This window comes from Sporolactobacillus kofuensis, from assembly GCF_024125425.1.
GTDB lineage: Bacteria > Bacillota > Bacilli > Bacillales > Sporolactobacillaceae > Sporolactobacillus > Sporolactobacillus kofuensis.
Window position 1 is genome coordinate 17,976 of record NZ_JAMXWN010000013.1, and the last position, 14,858, is coordinate 32,833.

Here is a 14,858-nt window from a genome sequence, read left to right on the forward strand (position 1 = left end):
CGAAACAGTTATTCTGAAAGTTCGTTAATCGTTTCTTTATAATGATCGTAAAAGAGATCATATGCATCCATTTGCTCGTTTTGATTTTTCATCATTTCAACGAGTGGCGGTAATTCACTAAGATCATGTAGTCCGAAATAATCAAGGAAGAGTGAGGTTACCCCGTACAGAATTGCACGTCCGCTTCCTTCTGCACGCCCAACCTCTTTAATAAGCCCTTTTACCATCAAAGTCTGTAAAGCACGCTCTGATTTAACACCACGAATCTCTTCAATAGATATTCGGGATACGGGTTGTTTATACGCAATAATGGCGACCGTTTCGAGTGCTGCTTGAGACAATGGTGCTGTCTTTGGAATGACGGCAAACTGTTCAGCATAATCAGCCATGAATGGTTTGGTGGTTAATCGAAACCCATTCGGCATATCGACAATCATGATGCCACTGGACTCATTCTGATTGTAAGCCATTTTCATTTGTTCAATCTGATTTGAGAGTTCCTGAATCGAGCACTCGGGAATGACTTTACTGATCTGATCTATGGTAAGTCCATCCTCGCCTGTAAGATAGAGCAGTCCCTCAATAATCGAACGAATCTTCGCTTGCTTCAAAATTATCTGCTCCTTCTCCAAGAATAATCATGATGTCATCAAAATTCTTACTCTGATTACACACAATTGCATTCATTTTCATCAACTCTAACAAAGCAAGAAAAGTAACAATAAGATGAGAGCGATCCGTGTACAAAAAAATAGATTGGAAAGACAGCGGGATGTTCGTTTTTCTTAATTTATCCATAACATTGCTCATCTGCTGACCAATCGGTAGCACTTGTCGGTCAATTTTTGTACTCAATGGTTGCTCCAATTTATGCTTAAGTATTACCCGTTGAAAAGCATGAAGCATATCATGAACTGTTGCTCGTCCAGCAATTGGGATCGCAGTTAGATCATTGTTTTCGTATTCACTTAAGTCTGTTGGTGGTTTTGCAAACAATTGCATGCGTTCACCTTCATGAACCTTTAACGCCTCTGCCGCTTCTTTAAATTGGCGATAATCAATAAGCTGCTGCATCAATGCTTGTCGAGCCATTTCCGGATCTTCATATGGTTCATCACTATCTTCTTGATCAAGCTCCGGTTTTGGCAGCAACATCCTACTCTTCATTGCAATTAATTGTGCTGCCATTAGCAAATATTCGCTTGCAATATCTAATTCTAGTTTTTGCATTTGATGAATAAAATCCATATACTGATCCGTAATCTCAGCAACCGGAATGTCGTAAATGTCAATTTCAAGTTTTTTAATCAGATGCAGAAGTAAATCAAGAGGACCTTCGAAAGCATCGATTTTTACTTTGTACTCCAAAATTTATCCCCCTGATCCCGCAGGCATTCTCGTATCTTCGCTTTATTTTTACGCAAAAAAGATGAACTTTCTTATCTAGCAAAAAAAAGAAACCATCATCAAGAATTGGTTTCCTTTTCATCGCCTTCTTCAAAACATTTATCAAAGTAAGACTGGATGGCTTGGGATGGAGCAAGTCGAATTTTATCTCCGAGCAATTTGCCCAGTTCAAAAATCATTTTCTTTCCGACTCCCTCTGCTCGATACGAAGGATTGACACTGATGTGTTCAATAACAGCTTCGTCATCGGAAATCATCTGAATTCCGATGACACCAAGAATGTCTTCATCATCTTTCCATAAGAACAGCTGCCAACTGTCTTCTTCTTCATATTTCTTTACCGTTTGCAAAAGTAGCTTAATTTCTTTCTCAGACGGGATAAAAGATAGCAGACCCATGGCTATCTTTTCGTAACTCTTCTTATAGCGAATCAGCATTTTGAACCCCTCATAACTATGAGATAACAAGAATTTCATCAATGGCTTTATATGAATGTAATTGGTACAGTCTATATTATAACCAAAAGTAGGAAAGTGTGCATCTCATCACTCAATAACGTTGAAAAAGGTGTGCAACCAAATGAGTATCCCTTAAAGATCATTAATCTCTTCGCGACAATTTCTTAATCGGTAGGTCGTTCCGGATCAGGTCGTCAAAGCTTTCCCTTCTTACAGCTAGGGACACCTCACCATTTTCTATAAACACAACCGCAGCATTGGGAATACGGTTATAATGACTTGCCATCGAATATCCGTAGGCACCGGTCGAAAAAACAGCAATCAAATCACCACTCGTGCACGATTCAGGCAAGAAGGCATCCTTGATCAGAATATCTCCGGATTCACAGCACTTTCCCGCCAGTGTCATCTCTGTATCGGTAATCTCGTTTGCTTTATTTGCACAAATCGCATCATATTTTGCCTGATAAAGTGATGGTCGGATATTATCTGACATACCTCCATCAACGGAAAGATATTTTCTAATTCCAGGAATCGTTTTTGATGCGCCTGCGGTATAGAGCGTCGTACCCGATTCACCAACAATGGACCGCCCGGGTTCCACCCATATGGCAGGCATTGATAACTGATATCGCGCGCATTCCTTACGTGTCGTTTGCACAATCGTTTCGATATAATTGCGAATCGGTAACGGCTGATCGGATTCTGTATACTTGATCCCAAACCCGCCTCCAACATTAAGTACTTCTAGATGAAAGCCGAATTCTCTTCGCCACGCGTCTGCATGATGGATCATGACTTGAATCGATCGGGCAAAACCATCTGTTTCGAAAATCTGAGAGCCAATATGTGAATGAATCCCTTTTAAATTCAAATGATCAGAAGTCATTGCTTGTTTCACTGCACGTTCGGCCATTCCATCATCTAAATTAAAGCCAAATTTCGAATCATCCTGTCCAGTCATGATAAATTCATGGGTATGAGCTTCGACCCCAGGCGTTACGCGAAGCAAAATGTCTATAGCCTGATTACGTTCTGAACACATTTTTTCCAGTAATTCAAGTTCAAAGAAATTATCAACAATAACTGCACCAATTTTGGCATCGAGAGCCAACGCGAGTTCATCTGCTGACTTATTATTCCCATGAAAATGTATACGTTCTGGCGATAAGCCTGCTTTCAATGCCGTGAACAGCTCTCCTCCGGAAACAACATCCAATGAGAGTCCCTGTTCATCAATCAATTGAATCATGGCAATCGTCGAAAATGCTTTGCTTGCATACGCGACTTGCCATTCCAGATTATCAAACGCACGAAACGCATTTTTAAATGCATTTATTTTTTCTTTTATTAAAGCCGTATCATATACATAAAGCGGTGTACCGAATTCTTTGACGAGATCGGTTGTATCCACGCCACCAATACTTAAATGCCCTTTTCCATTAATCGCTTGTGTACCGTACAAAAAAACACCCTCTCCCGTCAAGCAAATAACATGCATAAACCCAAGGAATAATCTCTACTTTTCTCTTTATCCCACGATCAATTTTAAGTATATACAGTCAAAATTTAGTGATAGTGTATCATGATTACTCCTTGAAGACAAGTTTCATTTAGCCTTGCTTTTCTCGGGTTGTCGAAATCTATCTAACGGACGAACAATGCTCGGCCTGATCACGGATGTCGGCAATGCACGTCGAATCATTATGTTGTAGAGACCTGTTGCATTAAATGGAATGAAAGGCCATAGATAGGGTGTATTCAGATTACGGACATGCGACAGATAAATGATAAACAACGTTGACGCGAGCATAAAGCCTGGTACGTGGAACAATCCTGCAGCTAGGATAAGCAAGATGCGTACCATTTTGTTCGCTAACTGTAGCTCATAGCTTGGTGTTGCAAATCCACCAATTGCTGCGACAGATGTATAAAGAATCACTTCATTTACAAAAACACCTGCTTCAATCGCAATTTGTCCGACGAGAACAGCGGCGATCAAGCCAAGTGCAGTTGATAAGGCAGTAGGCGTATGAATTGCCGCCAGTCTTAAGGTCTCAATGCCGACTTCTGCGATCAGAATTTGAATAAGCAGCGGGATATGGTAATCTTTAACATTTGGTCCAATGAAGTTAAGAAAATCTGGTAGTAAATGATCCTTCACGAGCAGAAGCCATAAAGGGACAAGGAAAATAGAAGCAAGGATAGCGATAAATCGAAACCAGCGTAGCAATGCCCCCGAAGCTGTTACTTGGCGATATTCTTCTGCGTGTTGAATATGATGAAAAAAAGTCGTTGGTAAGATCATGACACTTGGTGAGGTATCCGTAATGATGACCACATGACCTTCCAGCAGATGGGATGCGGCGACATCCGGTCGTCCTGTATAGCGCACAAGTGGAAAGGGATTCCACCCCTGCTTTAAAATAAATTCTTCAATCGCATTATCCGCCATCGGTATACCATCGACATTGATTGCTTTCAGTTCCTTCTTGATCGTATGAATTAAGCCCGGATTGGCAACATCTTTTAAGTAACATAAACATACATCTGTTTTGGAGCGTACACCAACCTGTAAGAGATCGCATCGAAAACGTGGGTCGCGGATCCGTCTCCGAATCAGACCTGAATTTTCAATAATATTTTCAGTAAAACCATCCTTGGATCCACGTACTACTTTTTCGACATCAGGTTCCTGTGGCTGCCTCCCAGGATAGTGCCTGAGATCAACACAAAGACCTTTGGTCTCTCCATCAATCAGCACCACAATGCGTCCGGTCAACATTTTATCGACCGCATCATCAATTGTCGTGATTTCCTCAACCTGTTGATGTACTAAATGTTGCTTAATGATTTTATACACGTCCAGATCCTGACTCGTGTTTTGATTCGAGAGGCGCATAAACTCCCGCATCATAATGACAAGAATACTCGAATCCACTAAACTGTTTGTATAGTATATTCGGCTTTCTCGACCAAGTAACTGTAACTCACGTAAGCCGACATCAAAATTATGTGGTCCGAAATCGAGGACTTGTTGCATGACTTCTGCATTTTCATAGATGTCCTTTGTGATTGCTTTTTTACTTTTTTGATTCTCCATGCTCTATCCTCTCAATCTGAAGTTAACCTTTAGGCTTAAAAATGAGCGCAATAATAAAGCCAAACAGGATTGCTGATGTAATTCCTGCAGATGTTAATTTAAAAATGCCCATTGCAATCCCGAGATAACCATGATCATGCCCTTCCGACATAGCGCCATGCAATAGAGAATGTCCAAAGCTGGTAATCGGTACGGTTGCACCGGCACCGGCAAAATCAATTAAACGATCATAGATGCCAAAGACATCCAATGCAGCACCGAGTACTACAAATGTAGCAACAACATGGGCAGGTGTTAACTTAAATACATCCATCATGATCTGGCCAATGACGCAAATACCCCCGCCTACTAGAAATGCATAAAGAAATATCACTGCGCATCCCCCTTTGCTGATTCTAAGACAACACCATGTGCGATACACGGAATGGTATCTTTTTCCTTTGGTGTCGCACTGTTTAGTAATGCACCCGTTGCAACGATGAGCACGCGGTGGAGTGATCCTTCCGCTAGACGTTTGCATAAGTATCCGTAGGTCACAACTGCCGAACATGCACAACCGCTCCCCCCTGCATTCACAGGCTGATCAGAAGTGTAGATCATAGTCCCGCAATCGTGGTGCACTTCAGTAATATCAAGTCCTTTTTCCAGTAATAGTTCATTAAGAATCGGTGAACCGACGCTCGAAAGGTCGCCGGTTACAATCATGTCGTAATCTTTAGGATTTCTTCCGGTATCTTGAAAATGGGTCCAAATTGTATCCGCAGCCGCAGGTGCCATAGCGGTACCAAGATTACTTGCATCATCAATACCCCAGTCGATGACCCGTCCGATCGTTGCCTCTTTCACCATCACCTTACCCGGTTCCCTCGTTACAATCGTTGCACCTGCGCCTGTTACGGTAAAGGTTTGAGTAAGTTTCGATGGGCCACCATATTCCGTCGGATAACGAAATTGCCGTTCCGCTGTCGCATTATGGCTACTCACTGCGCACAGGACATTTTTTGCAAAACCGCTATCTACCAATTGAGCACCAACTGCCAAGGTTTCCATAGATGTTGAGCACGCCCCGAACATGCCCAAAAATGGGATACGATTCTCCCGCGCCAAAAAATTAGATGTTACGGTTTGATCCATTAAATCTCCCGCCAAGAACAGATCGATGTCCCCTTCTGCTTTTCCTGCCTTTGCGAGGCAGAAGGAAATGGCACGACGAAGCAATGCGCGTTCAGCTTCGGTCCAACTTTTTTCTCCACAATTTAGATGTTCATATTCTTTGTCAAAACTTCCTGAAAGTGGTCCTCTTGCCTCCAATGGACCGACAACAGTTCCCGTCGCAGCAAGATATATTGGATGTTCAAATCGCCACGTTTGCTTTCTCACTTTTCCCACGTCAATTCCCCTCTTTCACATCAACTGTTCGATAAAGAGCCTGAGCACACCAAGAACAGCCGCCGATACAACACCAAAGACAATCACTTCACCGGCCAGTTGGAACAAATTGGTCGCAATGCCAAGCACAATGCCTTCGCTCTTATGCTCGAGCGCGCTGCTCGTGATTGAGTTTGCAAATCCGGTCACAGGGACAATCGTTCCGGCTCCGGCAAATTTTGCAATCTTGTCATAGACCCCAAACCCTGTCATCAATGCGGAAATCAGAATGAGCGTTGCAACGGTTGGATTGCCAGCCGATTGTTTTGAAAAGTGTAAAACGTACATAAAAAAGGTTTGAATTCCCTGTCCAATGACACAAATAAAACCTCCAACCAGAAAGGCATTCAGGCAATTCTTAAAGTAAGGAATCTTTGGTTGATACGCAGCCACGTTTTCTTTGTAATTTTTCGGATCGTTTAGCATCAAGAAAAACTCCTTTCACGAACTTTGCTGAAGATTAGTATTTGCCAGTTGCTGTTAATTATGCTTAAATCAATAACAAAAGAAAGAGGTTTTTTACGCAGGCTGAGAAAATGACTTTGAGAAAATCCGGACAAAACACCGCAAGTCCTTGTTTCTTTGAGAATAAACAGAGCAGTTCCACTGATATGCATGACAAAAATCAAAAGCCAGATGACCGTTATTCGGCCATCTGGCTTTTGATTTCTTCAAGAATCTTTTTTTCTAATCGGGACACTTGAACTTGAGAAATACCGAGACGTTCAGCTACTTCTGTTTGTGTCTGATCCTTATAGTAGCGTAGATACACAATCAGTTTTTCTCGATCATTCAATTGCTCCACAGCTTCTCGTACAACCATTTTATCAAACCATTTATTACTCTCACTATCTGAAATTTGATCCAATATGGTTATTGGGTCTCCGTCATTCTCAAAAACTGTCTCATGAATGGACGATGGTGCACGAATAGCTTCTTGAGAAAGGACAATGTCTTCAGGAGTAAGATCGAGTGCGTCAGCCAGTTCACTAACTGTTGGATTTCGACCCAAATGTTTCGAAAGTTCGTCCCTTTTCTTTCTCACTTTTATCCCAGTTTCTTTTAGTGAGCGACTTACTTTGACAACACCATCATCTCGGATAAACCGCTGGATTTCCCCAATGATCATCGGAACAGCATAGGTTGAAAAACGTACGTCATAGGACAAATCAAATTTATCGACTGATTTTAGTAGACCAATACAGCCAATTTGAAAGAGATCATCTGGTTCATAGCCACGATTAATAAATCGTTGCACAACCGACCAAACCAAGCGCATATTCTTCTGGACAAGCCGATCACGTGCTTCATGATCTCCAGATTGGCTCTGTTGGATCAGTTGCTTTACTTCTTCATCATCAAGCAACGGTTCTCTAGACGCCATTTTGCGATCAAGCTCCATTTGCATGTCTCCCTACTTACATACTGCTCGATTTCGGGCAATTTCCTTGGTCATGATGAGTGTGGTTCCTTTGCCTTCTTTCGTCACAATCGTGATATGATCCATAAAATTTTCCATAATCGTAAAGCCCATACCGGACCGTTCCAATTCCGGTTTTGACGTATACAGTGGTTGCTTTGCCTGTTCGATATTTTTAATGCCAACGCCATCATCATGAATGGTTAACGTCACCATTCCGTCTTCAATGATTGTGTTCAGTTCCACTTTACCTTCACCGCTATTCTCATAACCATGAATGATACAGTTCGTTACTGCCTCAGAGACGACAGTCTTAATTTCTGTCAATTCATCCAATGTCGGGTCAAGCTGAGCAACGAATGCAGCAACGGTGACTCTGGCAAAGGATTCATTCGTACTCATTGCCGAGAAAGTCAGTGACATTTCATTTCTCAATTAGGCCACCCCCAGTGTATGGAGCGCATAATCTTCATCAGTCTCCAAGCGAATGATTTTAAACATACCACTTAATTCGAACAAGCGACGGACGGCCGGAGAAATCGAACATACCACCATTTCCCCACCTAATCCTGAAATACGTTTGTAGCGCCCGAGAATGACCCCAAGACCCGAACTGTCCATAAAAGATAACTTTCCTAGATTTAATAAAATATGGTGCACCATTTGTTCTTCCATAATCGCGTTCACTTTTTCTCTTAATTCATCTGCCGTATGATGGTCAAGTTCACCCTCAAGCCGGATACACAGCACGCCGAACTTTACCTCGAGATCCATTGTTAAACTCAATGCTGTACGCCCCTCCCTGAATGGATTGTTTAGTGATTCACTGTTCTATTTCTCTCTTGTCCTTTGATGCTCCTGCATGACGACAGAACTAGTGCGGATTCGGCAAAGAATTACTTCTGAAAGTCAATGAACAAGAAGATCATCAATGGGTCAGAATTGAACCTGCACTGCGTTTAAATAATTGCCACCACGAAGCACGCTTCACATTTTCTTTAACAATAAGTGGTGTTTTGGAGATTACGATGTTTTTCTTTTTAACGATAAAATGACCGACAACAGTTCCTGATTTAATTGGCGCCTGTAAAGTGCCTTTCATTTGAATAGATTTCTTCAGTCCCTTCGTGCTCTCTCCTTTTTTGAGAAGGAGAACAGCGGGACGTTTTGTTACAATTGGGACTTCTGCATGTTCTCCTTTATTGACCTTAACCAATGCCACTGTTTTATTCTTTTTAAGTAGTGGTTTTGTCATATAGGCTGCAAATGCATTATCCATTAAGGCTGCAATCTCTTTATTTCGTTCTTTCGGAGTTGGTGCGCCCATGACCACTGCGATAACACGCATTCCGTTCCTTTTTGCAGTCGCTGTGAGACAATATTTTGCTTCGTTTGTAAATCCGGTCTTTAGTCCATCAGCCCCTGGGTAGGTCTTTATGAGTTTATTCGTATTGACAAGCCAAAATTTCTTATCCGTGTTTTCACGCAGATAGTCTTCATATTTTGATGTGTAGTGGAGTACTTTAGGATGTTGCAAAAGTGCTCGAGCCATCACCGCCATATCGTGAGCCGTTGTGTAATGATCCGTTATTGGCAATCCAGTAGGATTAACAAAATGAGTATGTGTTAAGCCTAATTTCTTTGCTTCCCGATTCATATTAGCAACGAAGGCTTTCTCTGACCCTGCGAGAAATTCCGCCATTGCTACCGACGCATCATTAGCTGATGCAATACAAATCGCATTCAATAGTTCGTCCACAGTCATTGTCTCTCCAGGTTCAAGAAATACCTGTGATCCCCCCATGGACGCGGCGTGTTCACTCACATTCACTTTATCTTTCAATGAAATTTGGTGTTTTTCCAATGCTTGAAAGATCAAGAGAAGCGTCATGACCTTTGTCATACTCGCGGGTGGTAACTCTTTGTTTTCATTTTGTTCGAATAGAATCTTCCCAGTCTCCTGCTCGATAACAATTGCCGATTTTAGATTAGCAGTCTCCTTATCTGTGTTTCCTTTTGTCTCAGCAAATGCCGCAGCCGCTGGAAGAAAGGTCGCAATAATTAGTGCGGCACAAATCGTCCAAATAGAAAATACCCTCATGACTAAACCTCCTCACAATAATCTTTATCATTCTGTCCATGAGCATTTCTTTTATACAGAAAATCACGCAAAATAATATGTCTTTAGATTAATGAACAACGCAAACGTTCATTAAGAACACTGAATGGTTATACAAACTTCTCACGTGAGAGTAGAAGAATAGAGTAGCGATTGATGATGGCATAAGTTGATTATTAAAAAGGAACACAAATGAGCAACACTTATGATTGATGAATTATTTTAATAGAAGAAAAAAGAGTAAATAAAAACCCCTTGGCATTGGATTTCCAACGTCATGGGGTTTTTAGCATAAACTCATCTTTTTTAATTTTTGATTAGATTGAACGAATAATGGATTTAATTAAGGAAGTAAAATCTGCTTTGACTCGATCAGCCGTTTCTATGACTTCTTTGTGCGACAACGGCTGATCAAGAATGCCACAAGCCATATTTGTGATACAAGAAATTCCAAGGACATCGAGTCCTAGATGGCTCGCTGCTGTGACTTCCGGAACAGTAGACATTCCGACGGCATCCGCACCCATCACGCGCATCATACGAATTTCAGCCGGTGTTTCATATTGCGGACCATGCGTTGCAAGATATACACCTTCCTGAACATGAATATTCAGTGTTGAAGCGCCTGCTTTGCCGTATGAATCAATGCCGGACTATATGCATGCGACATATCTGGAAATCGCGGTCCAAGTTCATCTTCATTCGGACCGATCAGTGGGCTACCCCCGAGCATATTGATGTGATCATTAATTAACATTAAATCGCCTGGTTGAAATGAGGTATTTATCCCACCACATGCATTAGTCACAATCAATTTTTCTATGCCCATTGCCTTCATGACATAGACAGGAAAAGCAACTTGTGCCAAAGAGTAACCCTCATAATGGTGATAGCGTCCTTGCATTGCAACAACCGTTTTCCCTTCAAGCTCGCCGATCACAAATTGGCCTTTATGACCCTTAACGGTTGATTCAGGAAAATGAGGAAGCGAATGGTAAGGAATGCGATCCGCATCCGCTATCTCTTCTGCAAGGTCCCCGAGACCGGAGCCTAGGATTAAACCGATATGGGGTTTTTGATTTGTATAGTGTCTGAGTTTGTCCATAACTTCTTTTATTGGTTTCATGTAAATCGCTCCAGTCAGTCGATCGATACGATCTTTTATACTATTCTTTTACACGAGGATGGAAACTTGCGTACAATTTCTTCAACGGCGGTCGCTTCGGAAGAGAATACCTCAGTACAGTAGAGGAAGGTGAGCGGCCGAGCAGTTCATCAATGAATTCAAGAGAAGCACCATTTTGCAACAAGTGTGCGGTTAAGGATTGGCGAAGCGTTTCCGGTGATAAAGAAATGGCCAGACCCGCAATTTCAGCATTGTGCTTAAGGATCTTCCAAACCCCTTGCCTTGTAAGCCTTCTATTCAATCGATTGATAAATAGAGGCTGTTCAGCCTTTTCTTCCTCTGCCGATTCATGATCCATGTTCATATATTGGTCAAGTGCTTCAATTGCAGGAGGGTTAAGCGGAATAATCCGTTCACTCCCTTTTTTTCCGCCGACACACTGAACAAATTCTAGTTCAAGATTCACATGTTCACGATTTAATTGGATGCATTCGGAGACACGCATCCCAGTGGCATACAATAATTCGAGCATTGCCCGATCACGTCTTCCGAGCTTTGTACTCGAATCGGGAGCTTTTAGAAGCTTATTTACCTGGTCAATGGTCAAGAGGGTAGATAATGTACGCGGTTCTACATTCGGAATTTCCAATGTATAAGCGGGGTCATGTGTCATCTGATGATTCCGAAGTAAGTAGCGATGAAATCCACGTACCGCAGCAGCCTTTCTTGCTTGTGTCGTTGTTGCATTGCCTCGATCTTTTAAATAATAGAGATATTTTATCACAACCAAGTCCGTGACATTTTCCCAAGCAGTACAATGCTCTTGATAAATGAGATAATCCAAATATTGATGCAAGTCGTTCCTGTAGGCCTCAATAGTGTTTTTTGAGAGACCACGATCTTTGATTAGAACAGCTAAAAAGTCATCCAACTGTTTCTTCAATCGCTCACTCTCCATCTCGTAAAAATTCTATAAGCCTTGCATAATCATGCTGAACATGCCAAAACATGTATTGCCCTTCGCCACCAGTTGTTATTGCGCTCACCTCGGCAGCCCCAGCCCCAGGCTCCTCATACCGGTGGACATTCTGCTGATGTTGATCCATCCAAATCATTCCATAATAAAATACAGCTGTCAATAAAATGAATACTATCAGCATTTTTAATAATTGAATGGTTGTTTGACTAGTATTTTTCATTTTTTACCCCTGCCTGTCCTCACATGAATGATCGCTTATTCATTCATATGAACTTTGATGCTAAAAACATGCAGACAGCAGGAGTTAAATGTCAAGATTCTTCCTATGTATTACAAACTTTCAGTCCTTATTTGTATCCATCGCGCTTTGATTGCTCGCTTGCCGCGGGCGATCTCGCATCTTCGCTGAATTATCCGGACAAAAACTTTAAATGTAAATATTTTTTGAAAAAACAGCCTGAATAGCTCAGGCTGTTAATGATCAAATGGTCATACTTTTTCAGGTTCTTTTTCAAATTCCTTTTCTTTATTCAAACGATTTTCTTCTTCATGCTTTTCTAAACAGCGATGGCAAATGCCATGAAAAGTCAAGCGATGATCTTTGACTTTAAAATGCCATTTACGCTCCACCACTTTCTCAACTTCTCCAAGCAAATCTTCTTGGATTTCATCAACTGAACCACATTCAATGCAAACCAAATGATGATGAAAGTGACTTGCACCTTCTCGACGAAGGTCATAACGCGAGACGCCATCTCCAAAGTTAATTTTGTCAACAATCTTCAACTCTGACAATAACTCAAGTGTTCGGTATACTGTGGCTAGGCCGATTTCAGGAGCTTTCTCCTTCACAAGAAGATAGACATCTTCAGCGCTCAGATGATCTTGTTCATTTTCCAACAAGACTCTGACTGTCGCTTCTCGTTGGGGCGTCAATTTGTATTTTTGAGCATGAAGCTGTTTCTTAATTCGATTAATTCTGCCTTCCATACAAGCCCCTCCTTCGCAAGAACAAATCCATCGTTATATCGGCAACAAATCATTTGAGGTTGTCGGCAATGCGGGTGATCGTGAATGAAAATTGTCAAAGAAGATGACATATTATCAATAAAACCACTGTCTATCATGGGTAAATTATAATCCTTATTGAGAATGGTGTCAATTAAGTATAATCATTTTCAAATTATAATTATTGTATTTAAAAATAGTGACAACTTCTTATAGAACACTGTTCACGAAATGATCATCCTTATGAGAACAGGTGATACATAAGCTTCGTATCCTGAAGCAGCGGCAGCAATCAGGCTTGTACTTGCCAATACCAGACCATAATTGATAAACTGTGGAAGCATCGCTTGCTTTCTTGTTTTCATCAATAACTGTCGGAACATCTTTAAAGAGAAAGCAACTGCAAGTACTGCGATAAATAAATAGTTAGGGATCGTTAATAGATTCTGAGGAAATATACTGACCAGTACGGTCAATAGCCCCTTTACCCCCATTTCACTAATCAGAAAACCAACGGTAAAGCCAAGGAACATCCCTTTGACAAAAATGAGCAAGAAGATGAACGGTAATCCGATCACTGAGAGCCCAAGCACCCAGATTAAAATCTGAAACTGCAGATCGTGAAAGAGACTTTCTTTGAACAGCGCTTGGGGATCGGCAATTTGATTCTTCGCTAATTCTCCGAAGAACTGTTGTAAATAATTAAGAAGATCACTTCTGGATTCATAGGAAAGACAATTCACAACAATTGCACCGAAGATAATGCCCATTAGGAGTAATCCTGTCACAAAGGTATATAGGGACATATAGTCTTGTACATGCTGGGCAAGAGCTTTTTTTAATCGCTCGTTAATCATCTTGTCGACCTCCCGACTCGTTCGATCATCTGAAATCTATAATCTCATTCTATGATTTTTTCAGATAACTATGACCAAGCCGGTTACTGTCGCTCTATTCTCACTTATTAATGACGTAATGCCCTCAACTGCATGAATTGAACTGCATAGATAGACTTCGCATCATAGATTCGATGATCTTCAGCCATTCTAATGGCTTCTTCCAAGTCAACCGCACGAACTTCAAGAAACTCATCTTGATCTAAATGTTGCTCCCCCTTCTTAATGAGAGAATCTGTAAAATAGATATGTAAGAGTTCGTCAGAGAAGCCCGGTGATGAATAGAATGAGGCAATTTTTTTCATTTCTCTGCACTGGTAGCCCGTCTCTTCCTCGAGTTCACGGCGAGCGGAGTCATCAGGATCTTCTCCTGGTTCAAGCTTTCCCGCAGGAATTTCAAAGATAATACTGTCGAGTGGATAGCGATATTGTCTTACAAGAAGCAATTTTCCATCCTCATCCACAGCAATGATTGCGACCGCTCCCGGATGTTTGACAACTTCGCGGGTGGATTCCTGACCATTTGGTAAAAGCACCTTATCCAAAAATAAATGAACAATTCTTCCTTTAAATAGTTCTTGAGAACTTTTCTTCTTTTCAGTTAATCCGTCCATTAATTCCACATCCTTTTTTCCTCAAATCCATTATTTAGGAACGCATTTCTTTTTTCATTTTATCATAGTCAGACGTTACGTTATGAACTGTATGATCATTACTCTGTGTCAAATTTTCCGAATCCGAAGTACTCGTGATCAGTAGGGAAGTCCCGTAGGCAGCTCGCACCTAATCTTCCTAATTTCCCTTTCCGAGAACTATTTTACGCAACCTATTATTAATCATGTCGTGACTATTCTTCCATTTTGATTTATAGTGTGAGCAGTGTTATTGAATTTATCAATCTATATTGAGGTGGC

General features: G+C 41.3%; 17 protein-coding genes and 1 pseudogene. All 18 read right to left on the minus strand.

Annotation, left to right across the window (positions count from 1 at the left end):
- Positions 1-8: 8 nt before the first annotated feature.
- Complete coding sequence (gene scpB, locus NIE32_RS10960) at positions 9-611, minus strand: SMC-Scp complex subunit ScpB (RefSeq protein ID WP_253076940.1); 603 nt, start codon at positions 609-611, stop codon at positions 9-11.
- Positions 580-1,368, minus strand: a complete 789-nt coding sequence (locus NIE32_RS10965) for a segregation/condensation protein A (protein WP_253076941.1) — start codon at positions 1,366-1,368, stop codon at positions 580-582. Before NIE32_RS10965 ends, scpB begins: the two co-directional genes overlap by 32 nt.
- Before the next feature lie 98 nt (positions 1,369-1,466).
- Positions 1,467-1,844 (minus strand): GNAT family N-acetyltransferase, encoded by a 378-nt coding sequence (locus tag NIE32_RS10970; RefSeq protein ID WP_253076942.1) that lies wholly within the window; start codon positions 1,842-1,844, stop codon positions 1,467-1,469.
- Between the two features lie 163 nt (positions 1,845-2,007).
- Positions 2,008-3,366, minus strand: a complete 1,359-nt coding sequence (gene lysA, locus NIE32_RS10975; protein ID WP_253076943.1) for a diaminopimelate decarboxylase — start codon at positions 3,364-3,366, stop codon at positions 2,008-2,010.
- 108 nt (positions 3,367-3,474) lie between these two features.
- Positions 3,475-4,968, minus strand: coding sequence for a spore germination protein (locus NIE32_RS10980; RefSeq protein WP_253076944.1), 1,494 nt, complete (start codon positions 4,966-4,968; stop codon positions 3,475-3,477).
- A 22-nt stretch (positions 4,969-4,990) separates the two neighbouring features.
- Positions 4,991-5,341 (minus strand): stage V sporulation protein AE, encoded by a 351-nt coding sequence (gene spoVAE, locus NIE32_RS10985; protein WP_253076945.1) that lies wholly within the window; start codon positions 5,339-5,341, stop codon positions 4,991-4,993.
- A complete protein-coding gene (gene spoVAD, locus NIE32_RS10990; protein ID WP_253076946.1) occupies positions 5,338-6,357 on the minus strand; it encodes a stage V sporulation protein AD in 1,020 nt (339 codons plus the stop codon). Before spoVAD ends, spoVAE begins: the two co-directional genes overlap by 4 nt.
- Positions 6,358-6,372: 15 nt before the next feature.
- Positions 6,373-6,822, minus strand: coding sequence for a stage V sporulation protein AC (gene spoVAC, locus NIE32_RS10995; protein ID WP_253076947.1), 450 nt, complete (start codon positions 6,820-6,822; stop codon positions 6,373-6,375).
- Between the two features lie 217 nt (positions 6,823-7,039).
- Positions 7,040-7,798 carry an RNA polymerase sporulation sigma factor SigF gene (sigF, locus tag NIE32_RS11000; RefSeq protein ID WP_253076948.1) on the minus strand — a complete coding sequence of 253 codons (759 nt, stop codon included), beginning with the start codon at positions 7,796-7,798 and terminating at the stop codon, positions 7,040-7,042.
- A gap of 12 nt (positions 7,799-7,810) precedes the next feature.
- Entirely contained in the window at positions 7,811-8,251 is a 441-nt protein-coding gene (spoIIAB, locus tag NIE32_RS11005) for an anti-sigma F factor (RefSeq protein WP_253076949.1), read from the minus strand.
- On the minus strand, positions 8,252-8,602 hold the full coding sequence (spoIIAA, locus tag NIE32_RS11010; protein ID WP_253076950.1) for an anti-sigma F factor antagonist: 351 nt from the start codon (positions 8,600-8,602) through the stop codon (positions 8,252-8,254).
- Positions 8,603-8,744: 142 nt separating this feature from the next.
- On the minus strand, positions 8,745-9,917 hold the full coding sequence (locus NIE32_RS11015; protein ID WP_253076951.1) for a D-alanyl-D-alanine carboxypeptidase family protein: 1,173 nt from the start codon (positions 9,915-9,917) through the stop codon (positions 8,745-8,747).
- A gap of 335 nt (positions 9,918-10,252) precedes the next feature.
- Positions 10,253-11,061, minus strand: a pseudogene (locus tag NIE32_RS11020) (purine-nucleoside phosphorylase).
- A gap of 40 nt (positions 11,062-11,101) precedes the next feature.
- Entirely contained in the window at positions 11,102-12,004 is a 903-nt protein-coding gene (locus NIE32_RS11025) for a tyrosine-type recombinase/integrase (RefSeq protein ID WP_253076952.1), read from the minus strand.
- A 4-nt stretch (positions 12,005-12,008) separates the two neighbouring features.
- Complete coding sequence (locus NIE32_RS11030; protein WP_253076953.1) at positions 12,009-12,260, minus strand: DUF4227 family protein; 252 nt, start codon at positions 12,258-12,260, stop codon at positions 12,009-12,011.
- A gap of 269 nt (positions 12,261-12,529) precedes the next feature.
- Positions 12,530-13,030, minus strand: coding sequence for a ferric iron uptake transcriptional regulator (gene fur, locus NIE32_RS11035; RefSeq protein WP_253076954.1), 501 nt, complete (start codon positions 13,028-13,030; stop codon positions 12,530-12,532).
- A 242-nt stretch (positions 13,031-13,272) separates the two neighbouring features.
- Positions 13,273-13,905, minus strand: coding sequence for a stage II sporulation protein M (spoIIM, locus tag NIE32_RS11040; RefSeq protein WP_253076955.1), 633 nt, complete (start codon positions 13,903-13,905; stop codon positions 13,273-13,275).
- A 107-nt stretch (positions 13,906-14,012) separates the two neighbouring features.
- Complete coding sequence (locus tag NIE32_RS11045; RefSeq protein ID WP_253076956.1) at positions 14,013-14,558, minus strand: NUDIX hydrolase; 546 nt, start codon at positions 14,556-14,558, stop codon at positions 14,013-14,015.
- Between the last annotated feature and the right edge of the window lie 300 nt (positions 14,559-14,858).

Excerpts from the sequence above, each read along its gene's own strand:
- NIE32_RS10970 (WP_253076942.1), bottom strand. The coding sequence starts at position 1,844 with ATGCTGATTCGCTATAAGAAGAGTTACGAAAAGATAGCCATGGGTCTG.
- fur (WP_253076954.1), bottom strand. The coding sequence starts at position 13,030 with ATGGAAGGCAGAATTAATCGAATTAAGAAACAGCTTCATGCTCAAAAA.
- NIE32_RS11015 (WP_253076951.1), bottom strand. The coding sequence starts at position 9,917 with ATGAGGGTATTTTCTATTTGGACGATTTGTGCCGCACTAATTATTGCG.
- NIE32_RS11045 (WP_253076956.1), bottom strand. The coding sequence starts at position 14,558 with ATGGACGGATTAACTGAAAAGAAGAAAAGTTCTCAAGAACTATTTAAA.
- sigF (WP_253076948.1), bottom strand. The coding sequence starts at position 7,798 with ATGGAGCTTGATCGCAAAATGGCGTCTAGAGAACCGTTGCTTGATGAT.
- spoVAC (WP_253076947.1), bottom strand. The coding sequence starts at position 6,822 with ATGCTAAACGATCCGAAAAATTACAAAGAAAACGTGGCTGCGTATCAA.
- NIE32_RS10980 (WP_253076944.1), bottom strand. The coding sequence starts at position 4,968 with ATGGAGAATCAAAAAAGTAAAAAAGCAATCACAAAGGACATCTATGAA.
- NIE32_RS11030 (WP_253076953.1), bottom strand. The coding sequence starts at position 12,260 with ATGAAAAATACTAGTCAAACAACCATTCAATTATTAAAAATGCTGATA.
- spoIIM (WP_253076955.1), bottom strand. The coding sequence starts at position 13,905 with ATGATTAACGAGCGATTAAAAAAAGCTCTTGCCCAGCATGTACAAGAC.
- lysA (WP_253076943.1), bottom strand. The coding sequence starts at position 3,366 with ATGCATGTTATTTGCTTGACGGGAGAGGGTGTTTTTTTGTACGGTACA.